A 21,663-nucleotide genomic window follows, 5' to 3' on the forward strand; every position below is an offset into this window, starting at 1 on the left:
CACGTGTGCCGGTCGGGACCGACGGAGAGGGCTGGTAGGTAGCTATGGAAGAGCCGCGTCGCCTCGGCGGCCGGTACGAGCTGGGCCACGTGCTCGGCCGTGGTGGCATGGCGGAGGTCTATTTCGCGCATGACACCCGCCTGGGCCGCGCCGTGGCGGTGAAGACGCTGCGCGCGGACCTCGCGCGCGACCCTTCCTTCCAGGCCCGGTTCCGCCGGGAGGCCCAGTCGGCCGCCTCGCTCAACCACCCCGCGATCGTCGCGGTCTACGACACGGGCGAGGACTACATCGACGGGGTCTCGATCCCGTACATCGTCATGGAGTACGTCGAGGGCTCCACGCTCCGTGAGCTGCTCCACTCCGGCCGCAAGCTGCTGCCGGAGCGGACGCTGGAGATGACCATCGGCATCCTCCAGGCCCTGGAGTACTCGCACCGAGCCGGCATCGTCCACCGCGACATCAAGCCGGCGAACGTCATGCTGACGCGCAACGGCCAGGTCAAGGTCATGGACTTCGGCATCGCCCGCGCCATGGGCGACTCCGGCATGACGATGACGCAGACGTCGGCCGTGATCGGCACCGCTCAGTACCTCTCGCCGGAACAGGCGAAGGGCGAGCAGGTCGACGCGCGCTCCGACCTGTACTCCACGGGCTGTCTGCTCTACGAACTGCTCACGGTGCGGCCGCCGTTCGTCGGGGACTCCCCGGTCGCGGTGGCCTACCAGCATGTACGGGAGGAACCGCAGCCCCCGAGCGTCTTCGACCCCGAGATCACCCCCGAGATGGACGCCATCGTCCTGAAGGCGCTGGTCAAGGACCCCAACTACCGCTACCAGTCGGCCGACGAGATGCGTCTCGACATCGAGGCCTGCCTCGACGGTCAGCCGGTCGCGGCCACGGCAGCGATGGGCTCGGTCGGCTACGGCGGTTACGGCGACGACCAGGCGACCACGGCCATGCGCTCCGCGGACGCCGGCGCCACGTCGATGCTGCCGCCCATGAACCCGGACGACGGCGGCTTCGGCTACGACGACCGTCCCGACCGGCGGCGCCAGAAGAAGTCCAACGCCTCGACGATCCTGCTGGTCGTCGCCGCGGCGCTGGTGCTGGTGGGCGCGATCCTGATCGGCAAGTGGATCTTCGACGGCGACGCCGCCGCGGACAAGGCCTTCCCGGTCCCGAACTTCGTGAACAAGTCGCAGGCCGAGGCCAAGACCATGGCCGAGAACGTCGACCTGAACGCGGTCTTCACCGAGAAAGCCTGCGAGAGCTCCTCCAAGGGCAACATCTGCTCGCAGGACCCGGCGTTCGGAAAGACCGTCAACAAGGGCGACACCGTCAACCTCGTGGTGTCCACGGGCGCGCCGAAGGTGGCGGTGCCGAACGTGATCGACAAGGACGTCGAGACCGCGACGAAACAGCTTGAGGACAAGGGCTTCCAGGTCGAGACAAAGCAGACGACGTCCTCGCAGGACGCAGGTACCGTCCTCAGCCAGGACCCTGACCCGGCCACGGAGTTGGAGAAGGGCTCCACAGTCACCCTCGAGATCGCCAAGGCCGAGGAGAAGGCCACCGTGCCCGACGTCTCCGGCAAGAGCTGTGACGACGCCAAGGCCCAGATGGCGCAGAACGACCTGACGGGCACCTGTGTCGAGGTCGACACCCAGGACCAGAACGCGGTCGGCAAGACCATCCAGACCGTCCCGTCGATCGGCTCCCAGGCCGACAAGGGCTCCACGGTCCAGATCCAGATCGGCAAGAGCAGCCAGACCCAGGTTCCGTCGAACCTTCAGGGACTGAGCCTGAAGGACGCCAAGCAGGCGCTGCAGAACGCGGGTCTGAACGTGGGCAGCATCACCGGCTCCCAGGACGACGACGCCCAGGTCATCAGCTCGAACCCGGCCCCCGGCAGCACGGTCAACAGGGGCCAGACGGTCGACCTGATCGCCATCAAGAACGGCAACAACAACGGCGACGGCGACAACGACGGCAACCCCTTCAACTGACACCGAAGGACATACGAAGAAAACGAAGAACAGGGCCCCGCCGGTCGTGACCGGCGGGGCCCTGTTCTTCGTATGTGCCTGGAAGGAATGCTCTTCGTAGGTCCTGGCAGGAAGCTTGTCGGCTCAGCCGAGTTCCTTCGGCGGAGTCCGGTCCGCGTCGACCTTGTCCACCCGGACCAGCTCGCCCCAGACCACGTACCGGTACCGGGACGTGTACACCGGCGTGCAGGTCGTCAACGTGATGTAGCGGCCGGCCTTCTTCTTGCCGGATTCCTTCGGGATCCGGCCGAGGACCTCGACGTTGTACTTCGAGGTTTCGGGAAGGACCGCGTACACCTTGTAGACGTACCAGTTGTCCTTCGTCTCGAAGACGATCGGGTCGCCCTTCTCCAGCTTGTCGATGTTGTGGAACTTCGCGCCATGGCCGTCGCGGTGGGCGGCGAGCGTGAAGTTGCCCTCCTTGCCGCTCGTCGGGAGGGCGGCCTTGATCGGGTCGGTGTAGTAGCCGGCGACGCCGTCGTTGAGGACCTTCGACGACGTGCCCTGCTCGACCAGCACCTCGCCGTTCTTCATCGCGGGCACATGGAGGAAGCCGATGCCGTCCTTGGTGTCGAGCGCGCCGGGACCGGTGTCCTGCTGGGCCCAGTTGTCGCGCACCTTGTCGCCCTGCCGGTCCGCGTGCCGGTCGGCGACGACGTTCGTCCACCAGAGCGAGTAGACGACGAACAGGCCGAGCACCAGGCCCGCGGTGATGAGGAGTTCGCCGAAGACGCTCACGGCGAAGGCGATCCGCCCGCCCGCGCGGCGCGGCGGCGGGGTTTCGGGCGCGTCCACGCGCGCGTGCTCTTCGTGCTCGGTGTCGCCGGTGGTCGCTGCCACGTTCATCTGCCTTTACTCGACTACTCGACGGCACGCCTACTCGACGAGCGCGTCCGGCTTGCCCTTGCTGCGCGGCCGTTCCTCGACCATCTTGCCCCAGACGATCAAGCGGTACTTGCTGGTGAACTCCGGCGTGCAGGTGGTGAGGGTGATGTACCTGCCTGGCCCGGTGAACCCGGAACCCGGCGGGACGGGGTCCAGGACGCTCGTGTTGCTGGGCGCGGTCACCGGCAGCGAGGACGTCATCTTGTAGACGAAGTACTCGTTCTGCGTCTCGACGACGATGTCGTCGCCCGCCTGGAGCCGGTTGATGTACCGGAACGGCTCGCCGTGCGTGTTGCGGTGGCCCGCGAGCCCGAAGTTGCCGGTCTTCGCGTCGGGCATCGCCGTCTCCAGCGGGCTCTCCCCGTAGTGCCCGACCATGCCCTTGTCGAGCACCTTCTTGTTGCTGATGCCCTCCGCGATCGGCACGACCACGTCCAGCTTGGGGATGTGCAGCAGGGCGAAACCCTGCCCCGGCGAGAAGACGCCGGGGGCGCCCTTTCCCTTCGCCCAGTCGTCCTGGAGGCTGTTCGCCTCCTTGTCCGCCTGCGCGTGGGCCCGCACGTTCGTCCACCACAACTGGTAGGTGACGAACAGCAGCATCAGCACGCCCGTGGTGATGAACACCTCGCCGACCGCCCGGCTGGCGACGACGGCCGCGCTCGGCTTGCGGGCCCGCTCCCTTCGGCGGGCCTCGACGCGCGACAGGCGCCGCTCGCCCTGGGACGGCGCGTCGGCCCCGTTGTACGACTCGGAGTCGTCGCCCGGGCCGCCATGACGCCCACGACGGCCCTTGGCGGCCTTTCTGCGGGCCGCACGTCCACCGGCAGGTGTTCCAGGGAGCGGAGAGGCCGTTGAGGCTCCAGAGGCCGATATGGCCTCGCCGCCGAACGGGGAGGCCGGCGGCGGTATCCGCAGCGCCACCGTCTCCTCGTCGATCGGCGGTTGGTACGGCTCCCCCGCGTAAGGGGCGGCGCCGTACGCGTCACCGCCGAAGGACTCGTACGGCGCGGTGCCGTACGAGTCCTCGCGCTCGGGGCGCAGCGCGGTCACGCCGTGGCCCTGCCCACCACCGGGGCGAGCCCCGCCGACCTCGCCACCGCGCCCTGGTCGCCGCACTCCACCAGCCAGTTGGCCAGCATCAGGTGCCCGTGCTCGGTCAGCACCGACTCCGGGTGGAACTGGACGCCCTCGACGGGCAGTTCACGGTGGCGCAGGCCCATGATGATCCCGTCGTGGGTACGGGCGGTCACCTCGAGTTCGGCCGGTACCGTCGCCGGCTCGGCGGCCAGCGAGTGGTAGCGGGTCGCGGTGAACGGGGTCGGCAGGCCCGCGAAGACGCCCCGGCCCTCGTGCTCCACCAGCGAGGTCTTGCCATGCAGCAGCTCCGGCGCCCGGTCGACGACACCGCCGTACGCCACCTGCATCGACTGCATGCCCAGGCAGACGCCGAAGACGGGGACACCGGTGGCCGCGCAGTGCCGGACCATCTCGATGCAGACGCCGGCCTCCTCGGGCGTACCGGGGCCGGGGGACAGCAGAACGCCGTCGAAACCGTCCTGGGCGTGGGCCGTGGAGACCTCGTCGTTGCGCAGGACCTCGCACTCGGCGCCCAGCTGGTACAGGTACTGAACCAGGTTGAAGACGAAGCTGTCGTAGTTGTCGACGACGAGAATGCGCGCGCTCACTGGTTGTCCACCGTCACATCGTTGAAGGGAAGCAGCGGTTCGGCCCACGGGAAGACGTACTGGAACAGCGCGTACACCACGGCCACGACCAGCATGATCGAGATCAGCGCCCTCACCCACGCGTTTCCCGGCAGATGCCGCCAGATCCAGCCGTACATGCCGTCCCTTCCGTTCGCACCACGGCACCTGACTCACGCCGTACGTCACCAGACTAACGGCGCAGAGCCTTCGGTTCGCCTGCCTCCACAGGCTGTGTGGAGTCCAGGTGCGCCCAGACGATCAGCCGATGACTGTGCCCCCATTCCGGATCGCACGTGGTCAACGTCAGGTACCGGCCCGGACGCGTGTACCCCGACTTACGTGGCACAGCGTCGATCACCTCGACATCCGAGGGCACGGTTTTGTAAGGGCCTTTGTCGATCCGATACGTGAACCAGGTCGTTCCGTCCGTCAGCACCACCGCGTCCCCGCGCCTGAGCTTCGGGAAGTCCTTGAAGGGGTCGCCGTAGGTACGGCGGTGACCTGCGACGGAGAAGTTCCCGGTCTGCCCGAGCCGGGCCGTCCCCGCATAGTGCCCCAGCCCCTTCTTCAGGGTGCCGGTCCCCGTGCCCTCGAGAACCGGCTTGTTCCACGTGAAACCAAGACGCGGGATGTACATGACCGCGAACGGCTTGCCGCTCCGGTACGGCGCCGGCTGCGCGGTGGCGCTCGGGCTCGGGCTCGACCTCGGGCTCGCGCTCGTACCGGGGGTCGGCTGAGCCCACTGGTCGTGGAGGGCGTCGATCTGGTCGTCCATGACACGGTCGGCCTGGACACCGGTCCAGAACAGTACGTAGACGACAAACAGGACGATGACGGCGCCTACCGTGATGCACAGCTCGCTGAACGTCCTGACGATCACCCGCACCGGCGGCTCCGATAAGGACTCGCTCGACGGCCCGCTTGAGGCCTTACTCCACAGGCTTGGCGTAGTGCAGATCCACTGTGCCCGAGTAACCCGGCAGAGTCACCGCCCCGTCCTCGGTGACTTTCCAGCCGAGGCCGTAGACATTCACGTAGACCATGTAGTTCTGGATCGCCGGGGCGTCCGCGAGCGCCTGCTGCAGCTTCTCCGGGTCGCCGACCGCCTGGATCTTGTACGGCGGCGAGTAGACGCGGCCCTGGAGGATCAGGGTGTTGCCGACGCAGCGGACGGCGCTGGTGGAGATCAGCCGCTGGTCCATGACCTTGATGCCCTGGGCGCCGCCCTGCCAGAGCGCGTTCACCACGGCCTGGAGGTCCTGCTGGTGGATGACCAGGTAGTCGGGCTGCGGTTCCGGGTATCCGGGGAGCTTGGCGGTGGCGTTCGGCGGGGCGTCGTTGAGCGTGACGGTGATCGCCTTGCCCTTGAGCTGCTGGGTGCCAGCGCCCTTCTCCAGTCCCGCGAGCTTGTCGTCCTGGGCCTGGGTGCTGCCGTCGTCGGCCTCGGCCAGCGACTCCACGTCGTCGCGCAGGGCTCCGTTCGCCCCCTCCAGTTCGCCGTTCTTCTGGCTGCGTTCCTGGATGAGGTCGGACAGCTTCAGCAAAGAGGCGTCCGTGCGGATGTTGGTGCCCTTGGCGGTGCTGAAGCTGGTGAAGAAGAGGAGACCGGCGAGGGCGAAGACGCCCACGGTGAGCACCCGCACGGGACGGAAACCGCCCCGGCGATCGGCGGAGGAAGCCGCGGAGGAAGCAGCCGGGGAAGCCGCGGAGGGAACGGGTGAGGGAACGGAAGGGGAAACGGGGGTGGGATCGGGGGGTGAACCCGTTGAACCCGTCCGGGGGGAGTCGGCAGAATTGCTCAACGTACCCTTATCTCCTTCGGCGCCGTAGAAGCACTACGCTAACGGACGCCCGGAGGAGCCCCTCAGTCCCCTGGCACGCAGCCCCCGAGCCCGACCCCAGCACTCTGCGCGGCCACGCAGCGCATCGACAGGAGAGACCCTCGTGCCGAAGTCACGTATCCGCAAGAAGGCCGACTACACGCCGCCACCGGCGAAGCAGACGACCGCCATCAAGCTGAACAGCCGTGCCTGGGTCGCCCCCGTGATGCTGGCCATGTTCCTCATCGGGCTGGCCTGGATCGTGGTCTTCTACGTGACCGACGGCTCGCTGCCCATCGACAAGCTGGACAACTGGAACATCGTCGTCGGCTTCGGGTTCATCGCGGCCGGCTTCGGCGTCTCCACGCAGTGGAAGTAGCTCTGCCCACGGCTGTTCCGTGAGTTATCCACAGCGGTTTTCCACATGGGGAAAAGAAAGACGATCTGTGGATAACTCATCGAGGGTTGACGCCGGTGTGACGTAACTACCGGCTGTCACCTTCACTCGAAAAACTGTTCGCCCCCTGCCCGACCTGCGCAAACGCGGGTCGATGACAGGGGGCACAGTTGTTCCCGCACGTTGTGCACAAGATTCGACACAGACTGTGGACAACAGCGCGCTCAGGTGAGCTGAGCGGTCCTCAGGAGCGTCACGACCAGGACGACGGCCAGCATCACGGCGCAGGTCCCGAACTGCACGAGCGCCCTGCGATCGCGGGGCGCGTGGAGCATCCCGAAGCCGATGACGACGCCGGCGACCAGGCCGCCGATATGCGCCTGCCAGGCGATCCCGGCCCATCCGAAGGTGATGACCAGGTTGATCACCAGCAGGGCGATCACCGGCCGCATGTCCAGCCGCTGTCGGCGCACCAGCACGGCGAGCGCCCCGAAGAGCCCGAAGATCGCCCCGGAGGCGCCGAGCGAGGCCTCGTTGGGCGCGGCGATCAGATACGTGAGCGCGCTGCCGGCGAGACCGGAGACCAGGTACAGCGCGAGGTAGCGAACCCGGCCGAGGGCCGCTTCGAGCGGGCCGCCGATCCACCAGAGGCTGAGCATGTTGGACAGGATGTGGATGACGCTGCCGTGCAGGAACATCGAGGTCAGCAGCCGGTACCACTGTCCTTCGGCCACGCCCTGGAGTTCGCCGTACCCCAGAGCCGGCATGATCGCCCGGCCGATCAGGTCGAACCGGTCGGTGAAACTGTCGCCGAGGGCCTGCTGGAGCACGAACATCGCCACGTTGATCCCCAGAAGGATCTTGGTGACCAGGTGGGGATCGGCCGCGACCGCGCCGCCCGCGATGGTGCGGGGCTGCGAGGCGCCGGGCGCGTGGCCCGTGCCGGAACCCTCGCGGACGCAGTTGGGGCACTGGAAGCCGACGGAGGCGCTGACCATGCACTCGGGGCAGATCGGGCGCTCGCAGCGGGTGCAGCGAATGCCGGTCTCCCGGTCGGGGTGCCGGTAGCAGACGGGCAGGCCGCTCTGCGCGTCGTCCTGCCGGCTGCCAGGCGCCTGGTCCATGGGCTCCCCCAGTCAATACGTGCGAATCGCGTGAGCCGCCGTGTTCGAAGTGGACCGGAAGGATGGCATGGGAAGGGATCCGGTCGGAACGGATCGTAAAGGAACCGCCCTGCTCATCCTTACGGACGAGCAGGGCGCATGGTTCCCGAAGGCGCCGTTCAGCCCTTGCGGCTCTCCACGACGACCGACTCGATGACGACGTCCTTCAGCGGACGGTCGGTGCGCGGGTTGGTCTGGGTGGTCGCGATGGCGTCCACGACCTTCTGGCTGGCCGGGTCGGTGACCTCGCCGAAGATGGTGTGCTTGCGGGACAGCCAGGCCGTCGGGGAGACGGTGACGAAGAACTGCGAGCCGTTGGTGGCCGGGCCGGCGTTGGCCATGGCCAGCAGGTAGGGCTTGTCGAACCGCAGGTCCGGGTGGAACTCGTCCTCGAACTGGTAGCCGGGACCGCCGGTGCCGTTGCCCAGCGGGTCACCGCCCTGGATCATGAATCCGCTGATCACCCGGTGGAAGACCGTGCCGTCGTAGAGCCTGTCCGTGGACTTCACGCCGGTTTCCGGGTTGACCCACTCACGCTCACCGGTGGCGAGCTCGACGAAGTTCCTGACCGTCTTCGGGGCATGGTCCGGGAAGAGCCGGATCTCGATGTCGCCGTGGTTGGTCTTCAGGGTGGCGTACAGCTGCTCGGCCACGATCTGCCTTCCGTTGTCTTCCTGTGACCCCCCGATCCTCGCACGGTCGGCGGCCCGCATGGTCGGACGGCCCGCCCCCGATCGGAACCGACGGTTCCGGCACGGAATCGCACCCGAGTCGGCCTGGACGGGAGCGGGCGCGGCCGATCCGTGGCATCGTCGGCTTTGTCGCCCTGTAGACGCTCTGTTGCCAATGCACCGACTGTTTGCATTGATCAGAATCTGCACCGATCCACACCGAAGATCCGAATCCATCGATCCATCGATCCATCACCCGTCAAGCCATCAGGCCATCAGGCCATCGATCCATCCATCCGCTGTCGCACATGATCAGCGTGCGTTCAGCGCGCGACCGGCACCCGTATGCCCGTCCGCACATGCCGGGACGGCCGTCGGCAGGCATGATCCGTAAAAGGGTGGAAAGTCGAAATACCGTACGTACGCCACCGAGGAGGAGGAACCCGTGACCCGCATCGACAGCGTGCGCGCCGCGACCGGCTCGGCGAAGGACAGCGTGCTGCACGCCGCGGAAGTGGTGGCGCCCTACGCCGACACGGCCAAGGAGCGGGCCGCGCTCTACGCGCAGGAAGCCCGTGTACGGCTCGCGCCCAAGGTGTCGCAGGCCGCCGACCAAGCCCGAGTCCAGGCCCGCGTCCAGTACGACGCCCATGTCGCCCCGCGCGTGGAACAGGCCAAGACACATGTCCCGCCGAAGGTCGACCTGGCCGCACAGGAGGCGGCCGCCCGTGCCCGACTGGCCGCACGGCAGGCCGCCGACTACTCCCGGCCGAGGATCGAACAGGCCGTGGCCGCGGCCGGGCCCGTGCGGGACGAGGCCGCGGCCCGTGGCGTCGCCGCGCTGGCGGCCCTGCGCGGCCAGGTGACGCCGAAGGAGATCGAGAAGCTGGTGCGCAAGCACCGGCGCCGGGCCAAGGCGGGCAAGCTCGCCAAGGCGCTCGTGGTGCTGGGCGTCGTCGCCGGCGGCGCCTTCGCGGCCTGGAAGTGGTGGGACAAGCAGGCCAACCCGGACTGGCTGGTCGAGCCGCCGGCGGCCACGGAGGTGTCGGCCGCAGGCGGTCTGACCTCGGTGGACGGCAGCGACGACACCACGGCCCTGGACCCCGAGGTCCAGGCCAAGGAGGCCGAGGAGGAAGCCGCGAAGCGCGAGGACCGCGGCTGAGCGACCACCCACCGAAAAGACCCCTCCGACCTGCTTTCCGCAGGTCGGAGGGGTCTTGTGCGTGGAGCCTAGGGGAGTCGAACCCCTGACATCTGCCATGCAAAGACAGCGCTCTACCAACTGAGCTAAGGCCCCGCAAGAGACGACCGGCCGGAGAAACCTCTTACCGGCGGGCGCCGCAGACCAGAGTACCGGGTCACCCGGGGTATCTCGCAAAAAGATTGGGGGTCCCCGCGGATGACCACTCTCCGTAAGATGCTCGGACGTGGTTCGCGACAGCGAACCGCGGTTCTCTGGGGAAGAGCGATGGGGAGACGCAATGGACGCCGCACAGCAGGAAGCGACCGCGAGAGCGCGGGAACTGCAGCGGAACTGGTACGGGGAGCCGCTGGGGGCGCTCTTCCGTAAGCTCATCGACGATCTTGGCCTCAACCAGGCTCGTCTCGCGGGGGTACTGGGACTGTCGGCACCGATGCTGTCGCAGCTGATGAGCGGTCAGCGGGCGAAGATCGGCAACCCGGCCGTGGTGCAGCGGGTGCAGCTGCTCCAGGAGTTGGCGGCGCAGGTCGCGGACGGCAGCGTCAGCGCCGCCGAGGCGACCGAGCGCATGGACGAGATCAAGCGGTCGCAGGGGGGCTCGGTGCTCAGCAACACCACACAGACGACGAGCAGTTCAGGAGCGCCGACGGTCAAGCGGGTCGTCCGCGAGATCCAGTCCCTGCTGCGCTCGGTGGCCGCCGCCGGCGACATCATCGAGGCCGCCGACACTCTCGCCCCGACCCACCCGGAACTGGCAGAGTTCCTCCGGGTGTACGGCGCCGGCCGTACCTCCGACGCGGTCACGCACTACCAGTCCCACCAGAGCTGAGCCCTCGGCCCGGTCGCCGAAGGGGGTTCGGCAGCCGGGCAGTCGGCAACTTCGGGGGGCAGACCCCTTAGGGGGCGGTTCGGGGGCATACGGGGGTCGTATCGCTCATCGCGGGGGTGGCAACGGGGGAGAACCTAGAGAGACGAGACAGACGAGAGGGCCAAAGGGAGAAGGGGACAAGGGGGAGGAGCTAGGCACCGCCATGGGTGAGGTCTTCGCCGCACGGTACGAACTGGCCGACCCGATCGGCCGCGGAGGGGTCGGTGCGGTCTGGCGCGCCTGGGACCACCGTCGCCGCCGCTATGTCGCCGCCAAGGTACTCCAGCAGAGCGACGCGCACGCGCTGCTGCGGTTCGTCCGCGAGCAGGCGCTGCGGATCGACCATCCCCACGTCCTCGCGCCCGCCAGCTGGGCCGCCGACGACGACAAGGTCCTGTTCACCATGGACCTGGTCGCCGGCGGCTCCCTGGTCCATCTCGTCGGCGACTACGGCCCGCTGCCCCCGTTGTTCGTGTGCACACTGCTCGACCAGTTGCTCTCCGGGCTCACCGCGGTCCACGCGGAGGGCGTCGTGCACCGCGACATCAAACCCGCCAACATCCTGCTGGAGGCCACCGGAACGGGCCGGCCCCGGCTCCGGCTCTCCGACTTCGGCATCGCCATGCGGCTCGGCGAACCCCGGCTGACCGACACCAACCTCGTGGTGGGGACGCCGGGTTACCTCGCGCCCGAGCAGATGCTGGGCGCCGACCCGGACTTCCCGGCCGACCTGTTCGCCGTCGGCCTGGTCGCGCTGTATCTGCTGGAGGGCGCCAAGCCGGACGCCAAGGCGCTCGTCGAGTACTTCGCCGAACACGGAACTCCGAGCGCTCCCAAGAGCGTTCCGGAGCCGCTGTGGCAGGTCGTGGCCACCCTGCTGCAACCGGACCCGCAGTCCCGTTTCCGTACGGCCACGGGCGCGCGCAAGGCGCTCGCGGCGGCCGTCGAGCTGCTGCCCGAGCCCGGCCCGGACGACGAGACGATCGAGATCTTCGACCAACTGGGCGCACTGCCCAAGGGGTTCGGCCCCGAGGGCCCGACGACACCGACACCGCTCCGAGGCACGGGCACGGGCACGGGTTCAGACGTCGGTACAGGTACCGATACAGGTAGCGGCGCGGGTTCGGCTACAGGGACCGGCGCGGGCGCGGGCTTCCTGCCGCCCCGCCCGTACACCGCTCCGGATCCGCCCCGCCCGTACACCGCTCCGGATCCGGCCCGCCCGGGCACCGGCTCCCTGCCTGCCCGCCCGGAATGGGCCCCTGATCCCGCCCCGCCGGGCACCGGATCGTCTCCTTCCGGCCCAGGCGCGGCCGTCCATCCTGCCCACCCGGGCACCGGCTCCCTGCCCGCCCGGGCCGACAACGGCATCGGCGCGGGCACCGGCACCGGCACCGGCACCGGCACCGGCCGGTCGTGGCCCGGCACGGACTCCATACCGACCGACCCGCGCCGCCCCACACATTCGGCTCCCCAGCCGGTCACCCCGACTGCTGCTCCCGCCCCGGTCGCCGTCCCCTCCATGTCGGACACCGGCAGCTTCCACCTGCCGCCTCCGCAGCCGACGTCCGCCTCCCTCTCCACCCCCACACCCACCCCCACTCCACGTCCCCCCGCCTACGCGCCGACGCCCGTCTCCCCCGCGCCCTCGTACGGGCGACCGCGCGCCGATGCCTCCACCGCCACGTACACCGCGCAGACGCCCGCGCCGCAGAACGGCCGGCGGGGGCATCGCGCCGCGCGCCGGGGGCGTCCCGGCCCGCCGGCCAAGGTCGCGGTGCCGTTGCTGCTCCTCGCGCTGGCCTGCTACGCCGTGGGGTTCTGGGCGTTGGCGCGGATCTGAGCCGCCGCCCTGCGCCGGGCGGTCAGCGTCCAGACCCCGAGCACCGTCAGCAGCAGGCTTCCGGCGCCGAAGCCGCCCACCGCGACCACCCGCATCGCCGGGTCGCCGTCCGACGCGCCACCGCCCGAGGCGGTGCCGCCGCCGGTCCCGCCCCCGCCCGCCGACGGCTCCGGATCCAGCGCGCCGACGTCGAAGAACCCGCGCGGCACCGACCGTTGCGCGTATCCCGGTCCGTCCTGGGTGCTTCCGCGAAGGCCGACGCGCAGGGTCAGCCCGTAGGGGCCGTCCCCGAAACGCTCGTCCACCTGCGCGGCGAGGTGCACCACGAGGTAGTACGAGCCGGCGAACCGCAAAGAGTTCGTCGGGTCGGTGGGCGCGTACCGGTTGACGTATCTGACCGGCGGGACGGCGGGCAGAGCGGCCGACTTCTGGCTGCCGCCGTACCCGACGCTCGCGTTCGTCACCTCGGCCCGCACCGGGTTGTAGAGGGTCATGTCCAGGGCATCGACCACATACCCGGAGTTCTTGTCGGCGCTGCCGAGGTCGACGGCGGCGGACATCTGGCGGCCCCAGTCGACGGGCACCTTGTAGAAGAGGGTCTGCCCGGGGACGATCTCGTCGCTCCAGACGCCCTGCTCCACAACCGTCGCCTTGGCAAATCCGGCCCCGCCCCGGACGGTCACCGGCTCGGCCACGGGCGGCGTGGGCGTCGCGGAGTCCCAGGCCTCGGGCACGCTCGTGGCGGCCGCCTTCTGCAGCGACGGCTCCGACACGGCCGCGAGCTCCAGCTCCCATGGCTCCGCGGCGGCGAGATCCGTCCTGTCGTCGTCGGAGTCCTCGGAGGCCTCGGAGGCCTCGGAGGCCTCGGAGGAAGCCGCGCCGGTGCCGGTGCGCTCGACGACGACGTAGTACGTCCCGGCCTCCTGGCACAGCCCCTTGCCCGGCAGGAGCTCGCGCGCGCCCCAGGCCGTGATCGGCTGCGGGCTCTTGGACGCCCCGACGATCACCGAGTCCCGGGAGCAGGTGGCGCTGTCGGAGTCCTCCACGGAGACGCTGATCCCCTCGCCGACGGACAGCTCGGCATCCGCGCGCGGGACGGCCGTCACGGCGACGTACGCGTTCGAGGTGCCGTCGAGTTCGAGACGGTAGTAGGCCTTCTTCTTCCCCTCCAGGGAGCTCCGGTAGGTCGCGCCGGGCTCCAGGCGTGCCGCGCCGCTCGTGCCCGTCGCCGCCGCGGCGGTGCGGACGTCGTCGGCGAAGGCGTACGACGGGACGTCCGGCGCGGCCACGGCGACCGGACCGGGCAGCGCCGCGGACGACGCGCAGAGCGCCGCTGTCACGGCGGCGATCCGCGCGCGGGTGTGCCATCCGGCCGCCCCACGCCTTTCACGCCCCGTCCGCCCCGCACGCCGGCCCATCGAACCCGCCCCCTCGCCTTCGACCGAACGTGGGCCATCCTGCCCCGCCCGTGCGCGCGCCACCCGTGCATTCCGTAGGAGCGTCCGAAAAGCCCGCCTCTAACCGCAGGCCCGGGGATCCGCAACACAAAACCCCGACCGCAATCGGCGGCCGGGGTCTGCTCGGACTTCTCAGTCTTCGTATCGGTACTCACGAACCCGTGGGCACGGAGTCAGTCGCCTCCGTCCACAGATCCTGCTCGGCGCGATCCGCCTGGATCTGGCGGTACACAAGGAGCCCGCCGATGGCGGCCAGTGCGACCAGGAGAAGCTTCTTCACCGCGCGACCTCGTCTTTCCTTGACGTAGGGGACCTCTGGCGCCCGACTATACACACCGACCGATACCGATCGGTGACCTGCGTCCGGCCCTCAACTCCCGCCCCCGGCAGCGCAGTAGCAGGCGATCACACCGCGGATCACACCGCTCCGATCGGAGGGTGATCACATCTCCACGGAGGGTGATTTTCATCCCCTCTCACCCCATCTGATCCATTCTCCTCCCGTTTTCCGATGCCTTGCACCCATTCGAGTGGTGTTCATCGGAACAACGCCACGCCGCGAGCGTCGGTCCACCACTTCGCGCCCTCCATACACATCATGAGGAAAGTACGCAAATCGCCCAACCCGAAAGTGAGGGGCCATGACCGAGAACCGGGTCATGAAGCTGTGGACCGCCATCGTCACCGCCTTCCTTGCGCTGTGCACGGCGCTCGGACTCATCACGACGACCGCCACGACGGCGGCAGCCCGGACCGAGCCGACGCGCAACAGCGAGAGTGTGCCCGCCAAGCACACTGCGGCCTGGCCGACGATCTCCTCCCCCTGGCTCTGGTCCCAGACCCGCTCCCTGCCCCCCACGATGAAACAGCGCATCCGCGCCGAGGCACACGGAAAGTCCCCCAGCTGCCGCCACCGCGGACTCCCGGACACGGAACCGGCCGAGAGCACCACGACCTCCTGCGACCTCGCGGAACCGGCCGAGCCGGCCATCCCCCTGCAGCGCTGAGCGGCCCTTGTGACCCTCACGTGACGGCGAACTTGCGTACAGCCCGCACGAGCAGGCCCGGCAGCTCCCCAGGAGCCACCGGGCCTTCGCCGTGCGCACACCCATGTCGGCCCGGATGTCAGTCGTAGCCGTCCAGCTCCTTCTCCGCCTCCTCCGCCTCTTCGGCTTCCTCCGCTTCCTCCGCTTCCTCCACGGCGCAGAGCATCCGATGGGCCGGTATCACCAGCTCACCGGGCAGCGGAGCGATGGCCCGCACCCGGACGGCCAGGACATCGACGATCACGGGCGTGTGGCGTCCGGGGAGCCTGGTGAGGCGCCAGCGGAACCGCGGGGGAACGTCCTTGGCCGGCAGTTCCGCGGTGGACAGGCTCACCCAGCGGTCGTAGACCGTCGGAAAGATCCGGATGTCACGACCGCACCGGGCACAGGTCGGCGGCTCCAGGAAGGTGACGTCGTCGCCGTCGGGCTCGGGCCACGGCGGCGCTGTGGCGCCGTCTGCCGACGCCATCTGGTTGGCGACCCGATTCCAGCAGTCGTCGCAGAACTCCGCCATGAGATCGATGCGCCCCCGACTGCGCACGCCAGGACCGGACTTCCCACAGCACTGGCACCAGCGATCGCCCCGATCAGCTGTCGTCCCCATACGTTCGAGTGTGGGCGGGATCGCGCAAATGACAGTAGGTCGCGATTTGGCCGTAATAGCAGAGCCCGAACCACTGTCCCCCTACATGCCGAAGACCCCCGGTCCGAGTGGACCGGGGGTCTTCCAGCTGGTGGGGCTAACAGGATTTGAACCTGTGGCCTCATCCTTATCAGGGATGCGCTCTAACCAACTGAGCTATAGCCCCGCCGCGCTCTGCGGTGTGTGTCCCGCGCGCTGACTCCTGAAGATTAGCGCACGACGCGGGCAGTCCCAAAATCGATAGTCGCGGGACCCGCGGCGAGGTTTGAAACGGCTATGACGACAAAGGTCACTCGTCCTCGGCCAGCGTCAGCTCGACGCCTCCGACGAAGCCCGCGGAGAGGTTGTAGATGAACGCGCCGAGGGTGGCCAGCGCCGTCGCGAGGACCACGTCGATGACCGCGATGATCGACGTGAACATCAGGACGTGGGGGAGCGACAGGAACGACTGGAGGTCGAAGCCGTTCGACTCGTTCGAGCCGGTCGCCTCCGAGATCGTGCCGCCGACCGTCGAGAAGACGCCCATCGCGTCCATGACCATCCACAGCACGGCCGCCGCGACGATCGTGCAGATGCCCAGCGCGATGGAGAGCAGGAAGCTGACCTTCATCACCGACCACGGGTCGGCCTTCGCCACCCGCAGCCGCGCCTTGCGGACGCGGGGCGTGGTGCGCGCGCCCGTCCGCGGCCGCCGAACCGCCCCGGCCTGGGCCGAGGCGGCGGGCCCGGCCGCCGGCGCGACCGCGGGCGCCTGCGTCGGATAGGCCTGCGGCGGGTGGTAGGGCCCCGCGGGCTGCTGCGGCTGACGCTCGCCGGGCAGCGGCGACGCCTCCTGCTCGGCCCGTGGGCCTCGGGTGTCCGTCACGGTTCCCCCCTGGGATCCCTTGGCACCTTGGGTGTCGGTCGAAGGTGCCGACGAGGGGGAGTCGGCCACGGGGGCCTTGATCGCCTTCAGCTGGGTCGTGTGCGTGTCCGCAGCACGTCCGTCACCGCCCCCCGCGCCCCGCGCGTCGGTCGTACGCGCGTCCCCCGTCGACGCGGCGGAGCCACGGCCGCCGCCGTTCTTGTCCGTACCGGCAGACGTACCGGCGCCCGTGGCTCCACTCACGATGACTCACTCCTCGGTGCTACTCAGCCGAGGGCGACTCACCCTCGTCCGTGCCGGTGGTCGTGGCCTGCTCGGCGGTCTCGTCCACGGCGTCCTCACCGTCGACCTCCTCCGCCTCGCGCCCCGCCTCGGCGTTACGTGCGATGCCGACGACGGCATCGCGCTTGCCCAGGTTGATCAGTTGGACGCCCATGGTGTCACGGCCCGTCTCCCTGACCTCGTTGACTCGCGTACGAATCACACCGCCCGACAGCGAGATGGCGAGGATCTCGTCGGTCTCCTCGACCACCAACGCGCCGACGAGCGAGCCGCGGTCCTCCACGATCTTGGCGGCCTTGATACCGAGGCCGCCGCGACCCTGGACGCGGTACTCGTCGACGGCGGTCCGCTTCGCGTACCCGCCGTCCGTGGCAGTGAACACGAACGTACCGGGTCGAACAACATTCATCGAGAGCAGCTGGTCTCCCTCACGGAAGCTCATGCCCTTGACGCCCGAGGTGGCACGGCCCATGGGCCGCAGGCTTTCGTCCGTGGCGGTGAACCTGATCGACTGTGCCTTCTTGCTGATCAGAAGCAGATCATCGTCCGCCGAGACGAGTTCGGCTCCGATCAGTTCATCGTCGGAACCGTCCTCCGTCTCACGGAGATTGATCGCGATGACACCACCGGAACGCGGCGAATCGTAATCCTTCAGAGGCGTCTTCTTCACCAGACCGCCCTTGGTGGCCAGGATCAGATACGGCGCCGCCTCGTAGTCGCGGATCGCGAGGATCTCGGCGATCGCCTCGTCCGGCTGGAAGGCCAGCAGGTTCGCGACGTGCTGTCCACGCGCGTCACGACCGGCGTCGGGCAGCTCGTACGCCTTCGCCCGGTACACACGGCCCTTGTTGGTGAAGAACAGCAGCCAATGGTGCGTGGTGGAGACGAAGAAGTGGTCGACGATGTCGTCTTCCTTCAGCTTCGCGCCACGCACACCCTTGCCGCCGCGCTTCTGCGAGCGGTAGTCGTCCGTCTTGGTGCGCTTGACGTAGCCCCCGCGCGAGATGGTGACGACGATGTCCTCTTCGGCGATCAGGTCCTCGATGGACATGTCGCCGTCGTAGGGCACCAGCATCGTCTTGCGGTCGTCGCCGTACTTCTCGACGATCGCGGCGAGCTCCTCGCTGACGATGCCGCGCTGGCGCACCGGGGAGGCGAGGATCGCGTTGTACTCGTTGATCTTCGCCTGGAGTTCGTCGTGCTCCTGGACGATCTTCTGCCGCTCCAGCGCGGCCAGTCGACGCAGCTGCATCTCGAGGATCGCGTTGGCCTGGATCTCGTCGATCTCCAGGAGGCCCATCAGGCCCGTGCGCGCGATGTCGACGGTGTCGCTGCGCCGGATCAGCGCGATGACCTCGTCGATGGCGTCCAGGGCCTTCAGGAGGCCACGCAGGATGTGGGCGCGCTCCTCCGCCTTGCGCAGACGGAACTTGGTGCGCCGGACGATGACCTCGATCTGGTGCGTCACCCAGTGCCGGATGAACGCGTCCAGGGACAGGGTGCGCGGGACGCCGTCGACCAGGGCGAGCATGTTCGCGCCGAAGTTCGACTGCAGGTCCGTGTGCTTGTAGAGGTTGTTCAGGACGACCTTGGCGACCGCGTCCCGCTTCAGGACGATGACCAGGCGCTGGCCGGTGCGCGACGACGTCTCGTCGCGGACGTCCGCGATGCCGCCGATCTTGCCGTCCTTCACCAGGTCGGCGATCTTCTGCGCGAGGTTGTCGGGGTTGACCTGGTAGGGCAGCTCCGTGACCACCAGGCACTGGCGGTTCTGGATCTCCTCGACCTCGACGACCGCCCGCATGGTGATCGAGCCACGGCCCGTGCGGTAGGCCTCCTCGATGCCCTTGCGGCCCACCACCAGCGCGCCGGTCGGGAAGTCGGGGCCCTTGATGCGCTCGATGAGCGCGTCCAGCAGCTCCTCGTGCGAGGCCTCCGGGTTCTCCAGGTACCACTGGGCGCCGGACGCGACCTCGCGCAGGTTGTGCGAGGGGATGTTGGTCGCCATACCGACCGCGATACCGGCCGAACCGTTGATCAGCAGGTTCGGGAAACGGGCCGGCAGGACGGTCGGCTCCTGGGAGCGGCCGTCGTAGTTGTCCGTGAAGTCGACGGTCTCCTCGTCGATGTCGCGGACCATCTCCATGGACAGCGGCATCATCTTGCACTCGGTGTACCGCATGGCGGCCGCCGGGTCGTTGCCGGGAGAGCCGAAGTTGCCGTTGGAGTCCACCAGCGGCATCCGCATCGACCACGGCTGCGCGAGGCGGACCAGCGCGTCGTAGATCGAGGAGTCGCCGTGCGGGTGGTAGTTGCCCATGACGTCGCCGACGACGCGGGCACACTTGTAGAAGCCCTTCTCGGGCCGGTAGCCGCCGTCGTACATGGCGTACAGGACGCGCCGGTGGACGGGCTTGAGGCCGTCCCTGACGTCCGGCAGCGCACGCGAGACGATGACGGACATCGCGTAGTCGAGGTAGGAGCGCTGCATCTCCGTCTCGAGCCCGACGGGCTCGATGCGCATCACGACGTCGCCGCCCTCTTCAGGGGTGACGGGAGTGTTCTCGTCGGTCATAGCTGGTGGGGATCCTTCCTGGTGCGGTCAGCTGAGACCGACTCAGATGTCGAGGAAGCGGACGTCCTTGGCGTTGCGCTGGATGAACGCGCGGCGGGCTTCGACGTCCTCACCCATGAGGACGGAGAACAGGTCGTCGGCCTGGGCGGCGTCGTCCAGGGTGACCTGGCCGAGGACGCGGTGCTCCTGGTCCATCGTGGTGATGCGCAGTTCCTCGGCGTTCATCTCGCCGAGGCCCTTGAAGCGCTGGATCGAGTCCTCGCGCACGCGCTTGCCGCGCTGGCGGCCCATCTCGAGCAGCGCGTCGCGCTCCCGGTCGGAGTACGCGTACTCGATGTCCTCCCGGCCCCACTTGATCTTGTAGAGCGGGGGACGGGACAGGAACACGTGCCCGGCCTCGACCAGCGGCCGCATGAAGCGGAACAGGAAGGTCAGCAGCAGGGTGTTGATGTGCTGGCCGTCGACGTCGGCGTCCGCCATCAGGATGATCTTGTGATAGCGGAGCTTGGAGATGTCGAAGTCCTCGTGCACACCGGTGCCGAAGGCGGAGATCAGCGCCTGGATCTCCTGGTTCTGCAGGATCTTGTCGATCCGCGACTTCTCCACGTTGAGGATCTTGCCGCGGATCGGAAGGATCGCCTGGTACTGCGGGTTGCGGCCGGACTTGGCCGAGCCGCCGGCGGAGTCACCCTCGACAATGAAGATCTCGCACTTGACGGGGTCGTTCGACTGGCAGTCGGAGAGCTTGCCCGGCAGGGACGCCGACTCCAGCAGGCCCTTGCGGCGCGTCAGGTCGCGGGCCTTGCGGGCCGCCACGCGCGCGGTGGCCGCCTGGATGCCCTTGCGGACGATGTCCGCCGCCTCCACCGGGTTGCGGTCCAGCCAGTCGTTGAGGTGCTCGTAGACCGCCTTCTGGACGAAGGTCTTCGCCTCCGTGTTGCCCAGCTTGGTCTTGGTCTGGCCCTCGAACTGCGGCTCGCTCAGCTTGACGGAGATGATCGCGGTCAGACCCTCGCGGATGTCGTCGCCCGTGAGGTTGTCGTCCTTCTCGCGCAGCAGCTTCTTGTCGCGCGCGTACTTGTTGACCAGGTTCGTCAGCGCCGCGCGGAAGCCCTCTTCGTGCGTACCGCCCTCATGCGTGTGGATGATGTTGGCGAAGGAGTACACGCCCTCGCTGTAGCCGCTGTTCCACTGCATGGCGACTTCGAGGGAGAGGGCCTTCTCCTTGTCCTCCGCCTCGAGGTCGATCACCGTCGGGTGCACCACATCGCCCTTGCGGGAGTTGAGGTACTTCACGAAGTCGACGATGCCGCCCTCGTAGTGGTACGTGACGGTCCTGACCTCGTCCTTCTCGTCCGCACCCGCCTCGTCCGCCCCGGCGGTGGCCTTCGCCGACTCACGCTCGTCGGTGAGCTTGATCGTCAGACCCTTGTTGAGGAACGCCATCTCCTGGAAACGCCGCGAGAGCGTCTCGAAGGAGTACTCGAGGGTCTCGAAGATGTCGCCGTCGGCCCAGAAGGTGACCGAGGTTCCCGTCTCGTCCGTGGCCTCGTGCTGGACGAGCGGCGCCGTGGGCACGCCCATCTTGTAGTCCTGCGTCCAGCGGTGGCCGTCCGTCTTCACCTCGACGGCGACCTTGCTCGACAGGGCGTTCACGACCGAGACGCCGACGCCGTGCAGACCACCGGAGACCGCGTAGCCGCCGCCGCCGAACTTGCCGCCCGCGTGCAGCACCGTGAGCACGACCTCGAGGGCCGGCTTGCCCTCGGAGGGGACGATGCCCACCGGGATGCCACGGCCATTGTCGATGACCCGGACACCGCCGTCGGCCAGGATCGTCACGTCGATGGTGTCCGCGTGCCCGGCCAGCGCCTCGTCGACCGAGTTGTCGACGACCTCGTACACAAGGTGGTGCAGCCCCCGCTCACCGGTGGAACCGATGTACATACCGGGTCGCTTGCGGACGGCGTCCAGGCCCTCGAGGACGGTAATGGCGCTGGCGTCGTACGAGGCGGTGACCTCGGTGCTCGAGATGCTCGAGTTGCTCGAGGCGATGACCTCGTCGTTCGCGCCGGCGTCGGTGGACGGGATGTTCTCGTTGGGGTTGCCGGAATCGGCCACGAAGCGCCCTTTCTGGCACAGCACTAGCCAGGCTCATCGGCAGGTTGCCGGAGCGGCTGCGGCATGTTGCGTTGG

At 68.6% G+C, this 21,663-nt stretch carries 20 protein-coding genes and 2 tRNA genes; 6 read left to right on the top strand and 16 right to left on the bottom strand.

The features are described 5' to 3' along the window. Nucleotides 1-44: 44 nt before the first annotated feature. Nucleotides 45-2,006 (top strand): Stk1 family PASTA domain-containing Ser/Thr kinase, encoded by a 1,962-nt coding sequence (gene pknB, locus ACWD4O_RS08945; protein WP_451278853.1) that lies wholly within the window; start codon nt 45-47, stop codon nt 2,004-2,006. Nucleotides 2,007-2,129: 123 nt separating this feature from the next. On the opposite strand, the gene ACWD4O_RS08950 is transcribed toward pknB, so the two are convergent. From ACWD4O_RS08950 to ACWD4O_RS08975, 6 genes are read right to left on the bottom strand one after another with little or no spacing between them, the layout of a single operon-like run. Beyond that, nucleotides 2,130-2,891 (bottom strand): class E sortase, encoded by a 762-nt coding sequence (locus ACWD4O_RS08950; RefSeq protein ID WP_451278855.1) that lies wholly within the window; start codon nt 2,889-2,891, stop codon nt 2,130-2,132. A 30-nt stretch (nt 2,892-2,921) separates the two neighbouring features. Continuing rightward, nucleotides 2,922-3,980 (bottom strand): class E sortase, encoded by a 1,059-nt coding sequence (locus tag ACWD4O_RS08955; RefSeq protein ID WP_451278857.1) that lies wholly within the window; start codon nt 3,978-3,980, stop codon nt 2,922-2,924. After that, nucleotides 3,977-4,615, bottom strand: a complete 639-nt coding sequence (locus ACWD4O_RS08960; RefSeq protein ID WP_358802267.1) for an aminodeoxychorismate/anthranilate synthase component II — start codon at nt 4,613-4,615, stop codon at nt 3,977-3,979. Before ACWD4O_RS08960 ends, ACWD4O_RS08955 begins: the two co-directional genes overlap by 4 nt. Then, nucleotides 4,612-4,773, bottom strand: a complete 162-nt coding sequence (locus tag ACWD4O_RS08965) for a hypothetical protein (protein WP_351907539.1) — start codon at nt 4,771-4,773, stop codon at nt 4,612-4,614. The genes ACWD4O_RS08960 and ACWD4O_RS08965 overlap by 4 nt, the downstream gene beginning before the upstream one ends. A gap of 53 nt (nt 4,774-4,826) precedes the next feature. Then, complete coding sequence (locus ACWD4O_RS08970) at nt 4,827-5,522, bottom strand: class E sortase (RefSeq protein ID WP_451278860.1); 696 nt, start codon at nt 5,520-5,522, stop codon at nt 4,827-4,829. Nucleotides 5,523-5,565: 43 nt separating this feature from the next. Further along, complete coding sequence (locus tag ACWD4O_RS08975; RefSeq protein WP_451278862.1) at nt 5,566-6,438, bottom strand: DUF881 domain-containing protein; 873 nt, start codon at nt 6,436-6,438, stop codon at nt 5,566-5,568. A gap of 142 nt (nt 6,439-6,580) precedes the next feature. Between ACWD4O_RS08975 and crgA the strand changes: the two genes are divergently transcribed. Next, a complete protein-coding gene (gene crgA / locus ACWD4O_RS08980) occupies nt 6,581-6,835 on the top strand; it encodes a cell division protein CrgA (RefSeq protein ID WP_127178975.1) in 255 nt (84 codons plus the stop codon). Nucleotides 6,836-7,077: 242 nt separating this feature from the next. Here crgA and ACWD4O_RS08985 read toward each other — a convergent pair whose 3' ends face one another. Continuing rightward, complete coding sequence (locus tag ACWD4O_RS08985) at nt 7,078-7,977, bottom strand: rhomboid family intramembrane serine protease (protein WP_451278864.1); 900 nt, start codon at nt 7,975-7,977, stop codon at nt 7,078-7,080. 158 nt (nt 7,978-8,135) lie between these two features. After that, on the bottom strand, nt 8,136-8,669 hold the full coding sequence (locus ACWD4O_RS08990; protein WP_451278866.1) for a peptidylprolyl isomerase: 534 nt from the start codon (nt 8,667-8,669) through the stop codon (nt 8,136-8,138). A gap of 463 nt (nt 8,670-9,132) precedes the next feature. On the opposite strand from ACWD4O_RS08990, the gene ACWD4O_RS08995 reads away from it, so the two are divergent. Then, nucleotides 9,133-9,849, top strand: coding sequence for a DUF5324 family protein (locus tag ACWD4O_RS08995; RefSeq protein WP_451278868.1), 717 nt, complete (start codon nt 9,133-9,135; stop codon nt 9,847-9,849). 62 nt (nt 9,850-9,911) lie between these two features. Here the strand turns inward: ACWD4O_RS08995 and ACWD4O_RS09000 are convergent. After that, nucleotides 9,912-9,984: transfer RNA gene (locus ACWD4O_RS09000), tRNA-Ala, on the bottom strand. 184 nt (nt 9,985-10,168) lie between these two features. Between ACWD4O_RS09000 and ACWD4O_RS09005 the strand changes: the two genes are divergently transcribed. Beyond that, on the top strand, nt 10,169-10,717 hold the full coding sequence (locus ACWD4O_RS09005; RefSeq protein ID WP_351907552.1) for a helix-turn-helix domain-containing protein: 549 nt from the start codon (nt 10,169-10,171) through the stop codon (nt 10,715-10,717). A gap of 202 nt (nt 10,718-10,919) precedes the next feature. After that, nucleotides 10,920-12,599 (top strand): protein kinase domain-containing protein, encoded by a 1,680-nt coding sequence (locus ACWD4O_RS09010; RefSeq protein WP_451278870.1) that lies wholly within the window; start codon nt 10,920-10,922, stop codon nt 12,597-12,599. Here ACWD4O_RS09010 and ACWD4O_RS09015 read toward each other — a convergent pair. After that, the gene (locus ACWD4O_RS09015; RefSeq protein ID WP_451278872.1) at nt 12,563-14,017 is read right to left on the bottom strand and encodes a hypothetical protein; all 1,455 of its coding nucleotides are present in this window, start codon (nt 14,015-14,017) and stop codon (nt 12,563-12,565) included. The genes ACWD4O_RS09010 and ACWD4O_RS09015 overlap by 37 nt on opposite strands. Before the next feature lie 190 nt (nt 14,018-14,207). Further along, complete coding sequence (locus ACWD4O_RS09020) at nt 14,208-14,336, bottom strand: DLW-39 family protein (RefSeq protein WP_003999697.1); 129 nt, start codon at nt 14,334-14,336, stop codon at nt 14,208-14,210. A 361-nt stretch (nt 14,337-14,697) separates the two neighbouring features. Here ACWD4O_RS09020 and ACWD4O_RS09025 point away from each other — a divergent pair, with 361 nt between their 5' ends. After that, nucleotides 14,698-15,063: a DUF6344 domain-containing protein gene (locus tag ACWD4O_RS09025; RefSeq protein WP_451278874.1), complete on the top strand. Its 366-nt coding sequence runs from the start codon at nt 14,698-14,700 to the stop codon at nt 15,061-15,063. A gap of 118 nt (nt 15,064-15,181) precedes the next feature. Here ACWD4O_RS09025 and ACWD4O_RS09030 read toward each other — a convergent pair whose 3' ends face one another. The 5 genes from ACWD4O_RS09030 to gyrB form a co-directional block, all read right to left on the bottom strand. Next, nucleotides 15,182-15,643: a DUF6083 domain-containing protein gene (locus tag ACWD4O_RS09030; RefSeq protein WP_451278876.1), complete on the bottom strand. Its 462-nt coding sequence runs from the start codon at nt 15,641-15,643 to the stop codon at nt 15,182-15,184. A 191-nt stretch (nt 15,644-15,834) separates the two neighbouring features. Then, nucleotides 15,835-15,911 (bottom strand) — tRNA-Ile (locus tag ACWD4O_RS09035). Nucleotides 15,912-16,034: 123 nt separating this feature from the next. Further along, a complete protein-coding gene (locus ACWD4O_RS09040) occupies nt 16,035-16,853 on the bottom strand; it encodes a DUF3566 domain-containing protein (RefSeq protein WP_450946547.1) in 819 nt (272 codons plus the stop codon). Between the two features lie 19 nt (nt 16,854-16,872). Beyond that, nucleotides 16,873-19,467: a DNA gyrase subunit A gene (gene gyrA, locus ACWD4O_RS09045; protein ID WP_451278879.1), complete on the bottom strand. Its 2,595-nt coding sequence runs from the start codon at nt 19,465-19,467 to the stop codon at nt 16,873-16,875. A 42-nt stretch (nt 19,468-19,509) separates the two neighbouring features. Further along, nucleotides 19,510-21,612: a DNA topoisomerase (ATP-hydrolyzing) subunit B gene (gene gyrB, locus ACWD4O_RS09050; protein ID WP_451278881.1), complete on the bottom strand. Its 2,103-nt coding sequence runs from the start codon at nt 21,610-21,612 to the stop codon at nt 19,510-19,512. Between the last annotated feature and the right edge of the window lie 51 nt (nt 21,613-21,663).

Source organism: Streptomyces sp. NPDC002623, from assembly GCF_053592635.1.

What these genes read in the sequence shown, in the direction of transcription:
- pknB (WP_451278853.1), top strand. Translation starts at nt 45, where the DNA reads ATGGAAGAGCCGCGTCGCCTCGGCGGCCGGTACGAGCTGGGCCACGTG.
- ACWD4O_RS08950 (WP_451278855.1), bottom strand. Translation starts at nt 2,891, where the DNA reads ATGAACGTGGCAGCGACCACCGGCGACACCGAGCACGAAGAGCACGCG.
- ACWD4O_RS08965 (WP_351907539.1), bottom strand. Translation starts at nt 4,773, where the DNA reads ATGTACGGCTGGATCTGGCGGCATCTGCCGGGAAACGCGTGGGTGAGG.
- ACWD4O_RS08985 (WP_451278864.1), bottom strand. Translation starts at nt 7,977, where the DNA reads ATGGACCAGGCGCCTGGCAGCCGGCAGGACGACGCGCAGAGCGGCCTG.
- ACWD4O_RS09005 (WP_351907552.1), top strand. Translation starts at nt 10,169, where the DNA reads ATGGACGCCGCACAGCAGGAAGCGACCGCGAGAGCGCGGGAACTGCAG.
- ACWD4O_RS09010 (WP_451278870.1), top strand. Translation starts at nt 10,920, where the DNA reads ATGGGTGAGGTCTTCGCCGCACGGTACGAACTGGCCGACCCGATCGGC.
- ACWD4O_RS09015 (WP_451278872.1), bottom strand. Translation starts at nt 14,017, where the DNA reads ATGGGCCGGCGTGCGGGGCGGACGGGGCGTGAAAGGCGTGGGGCGGCC.
- ACWD4O_RS09025 (WP_451278874.1), top strand. Translation starts at nt 14,698, where the DNA reads ATGACCGAGAACCGGGTCATGAAGCTGTGGACCGCCATCGTCACCGCC.
- gyrA (WP_451278879.1), bottom strand. Translation starts at nt 19,467, where the DNA reads ATGACCGACGAGAACACTCCCGTCACCCCTGAAGAGGGCGGCGACGTC.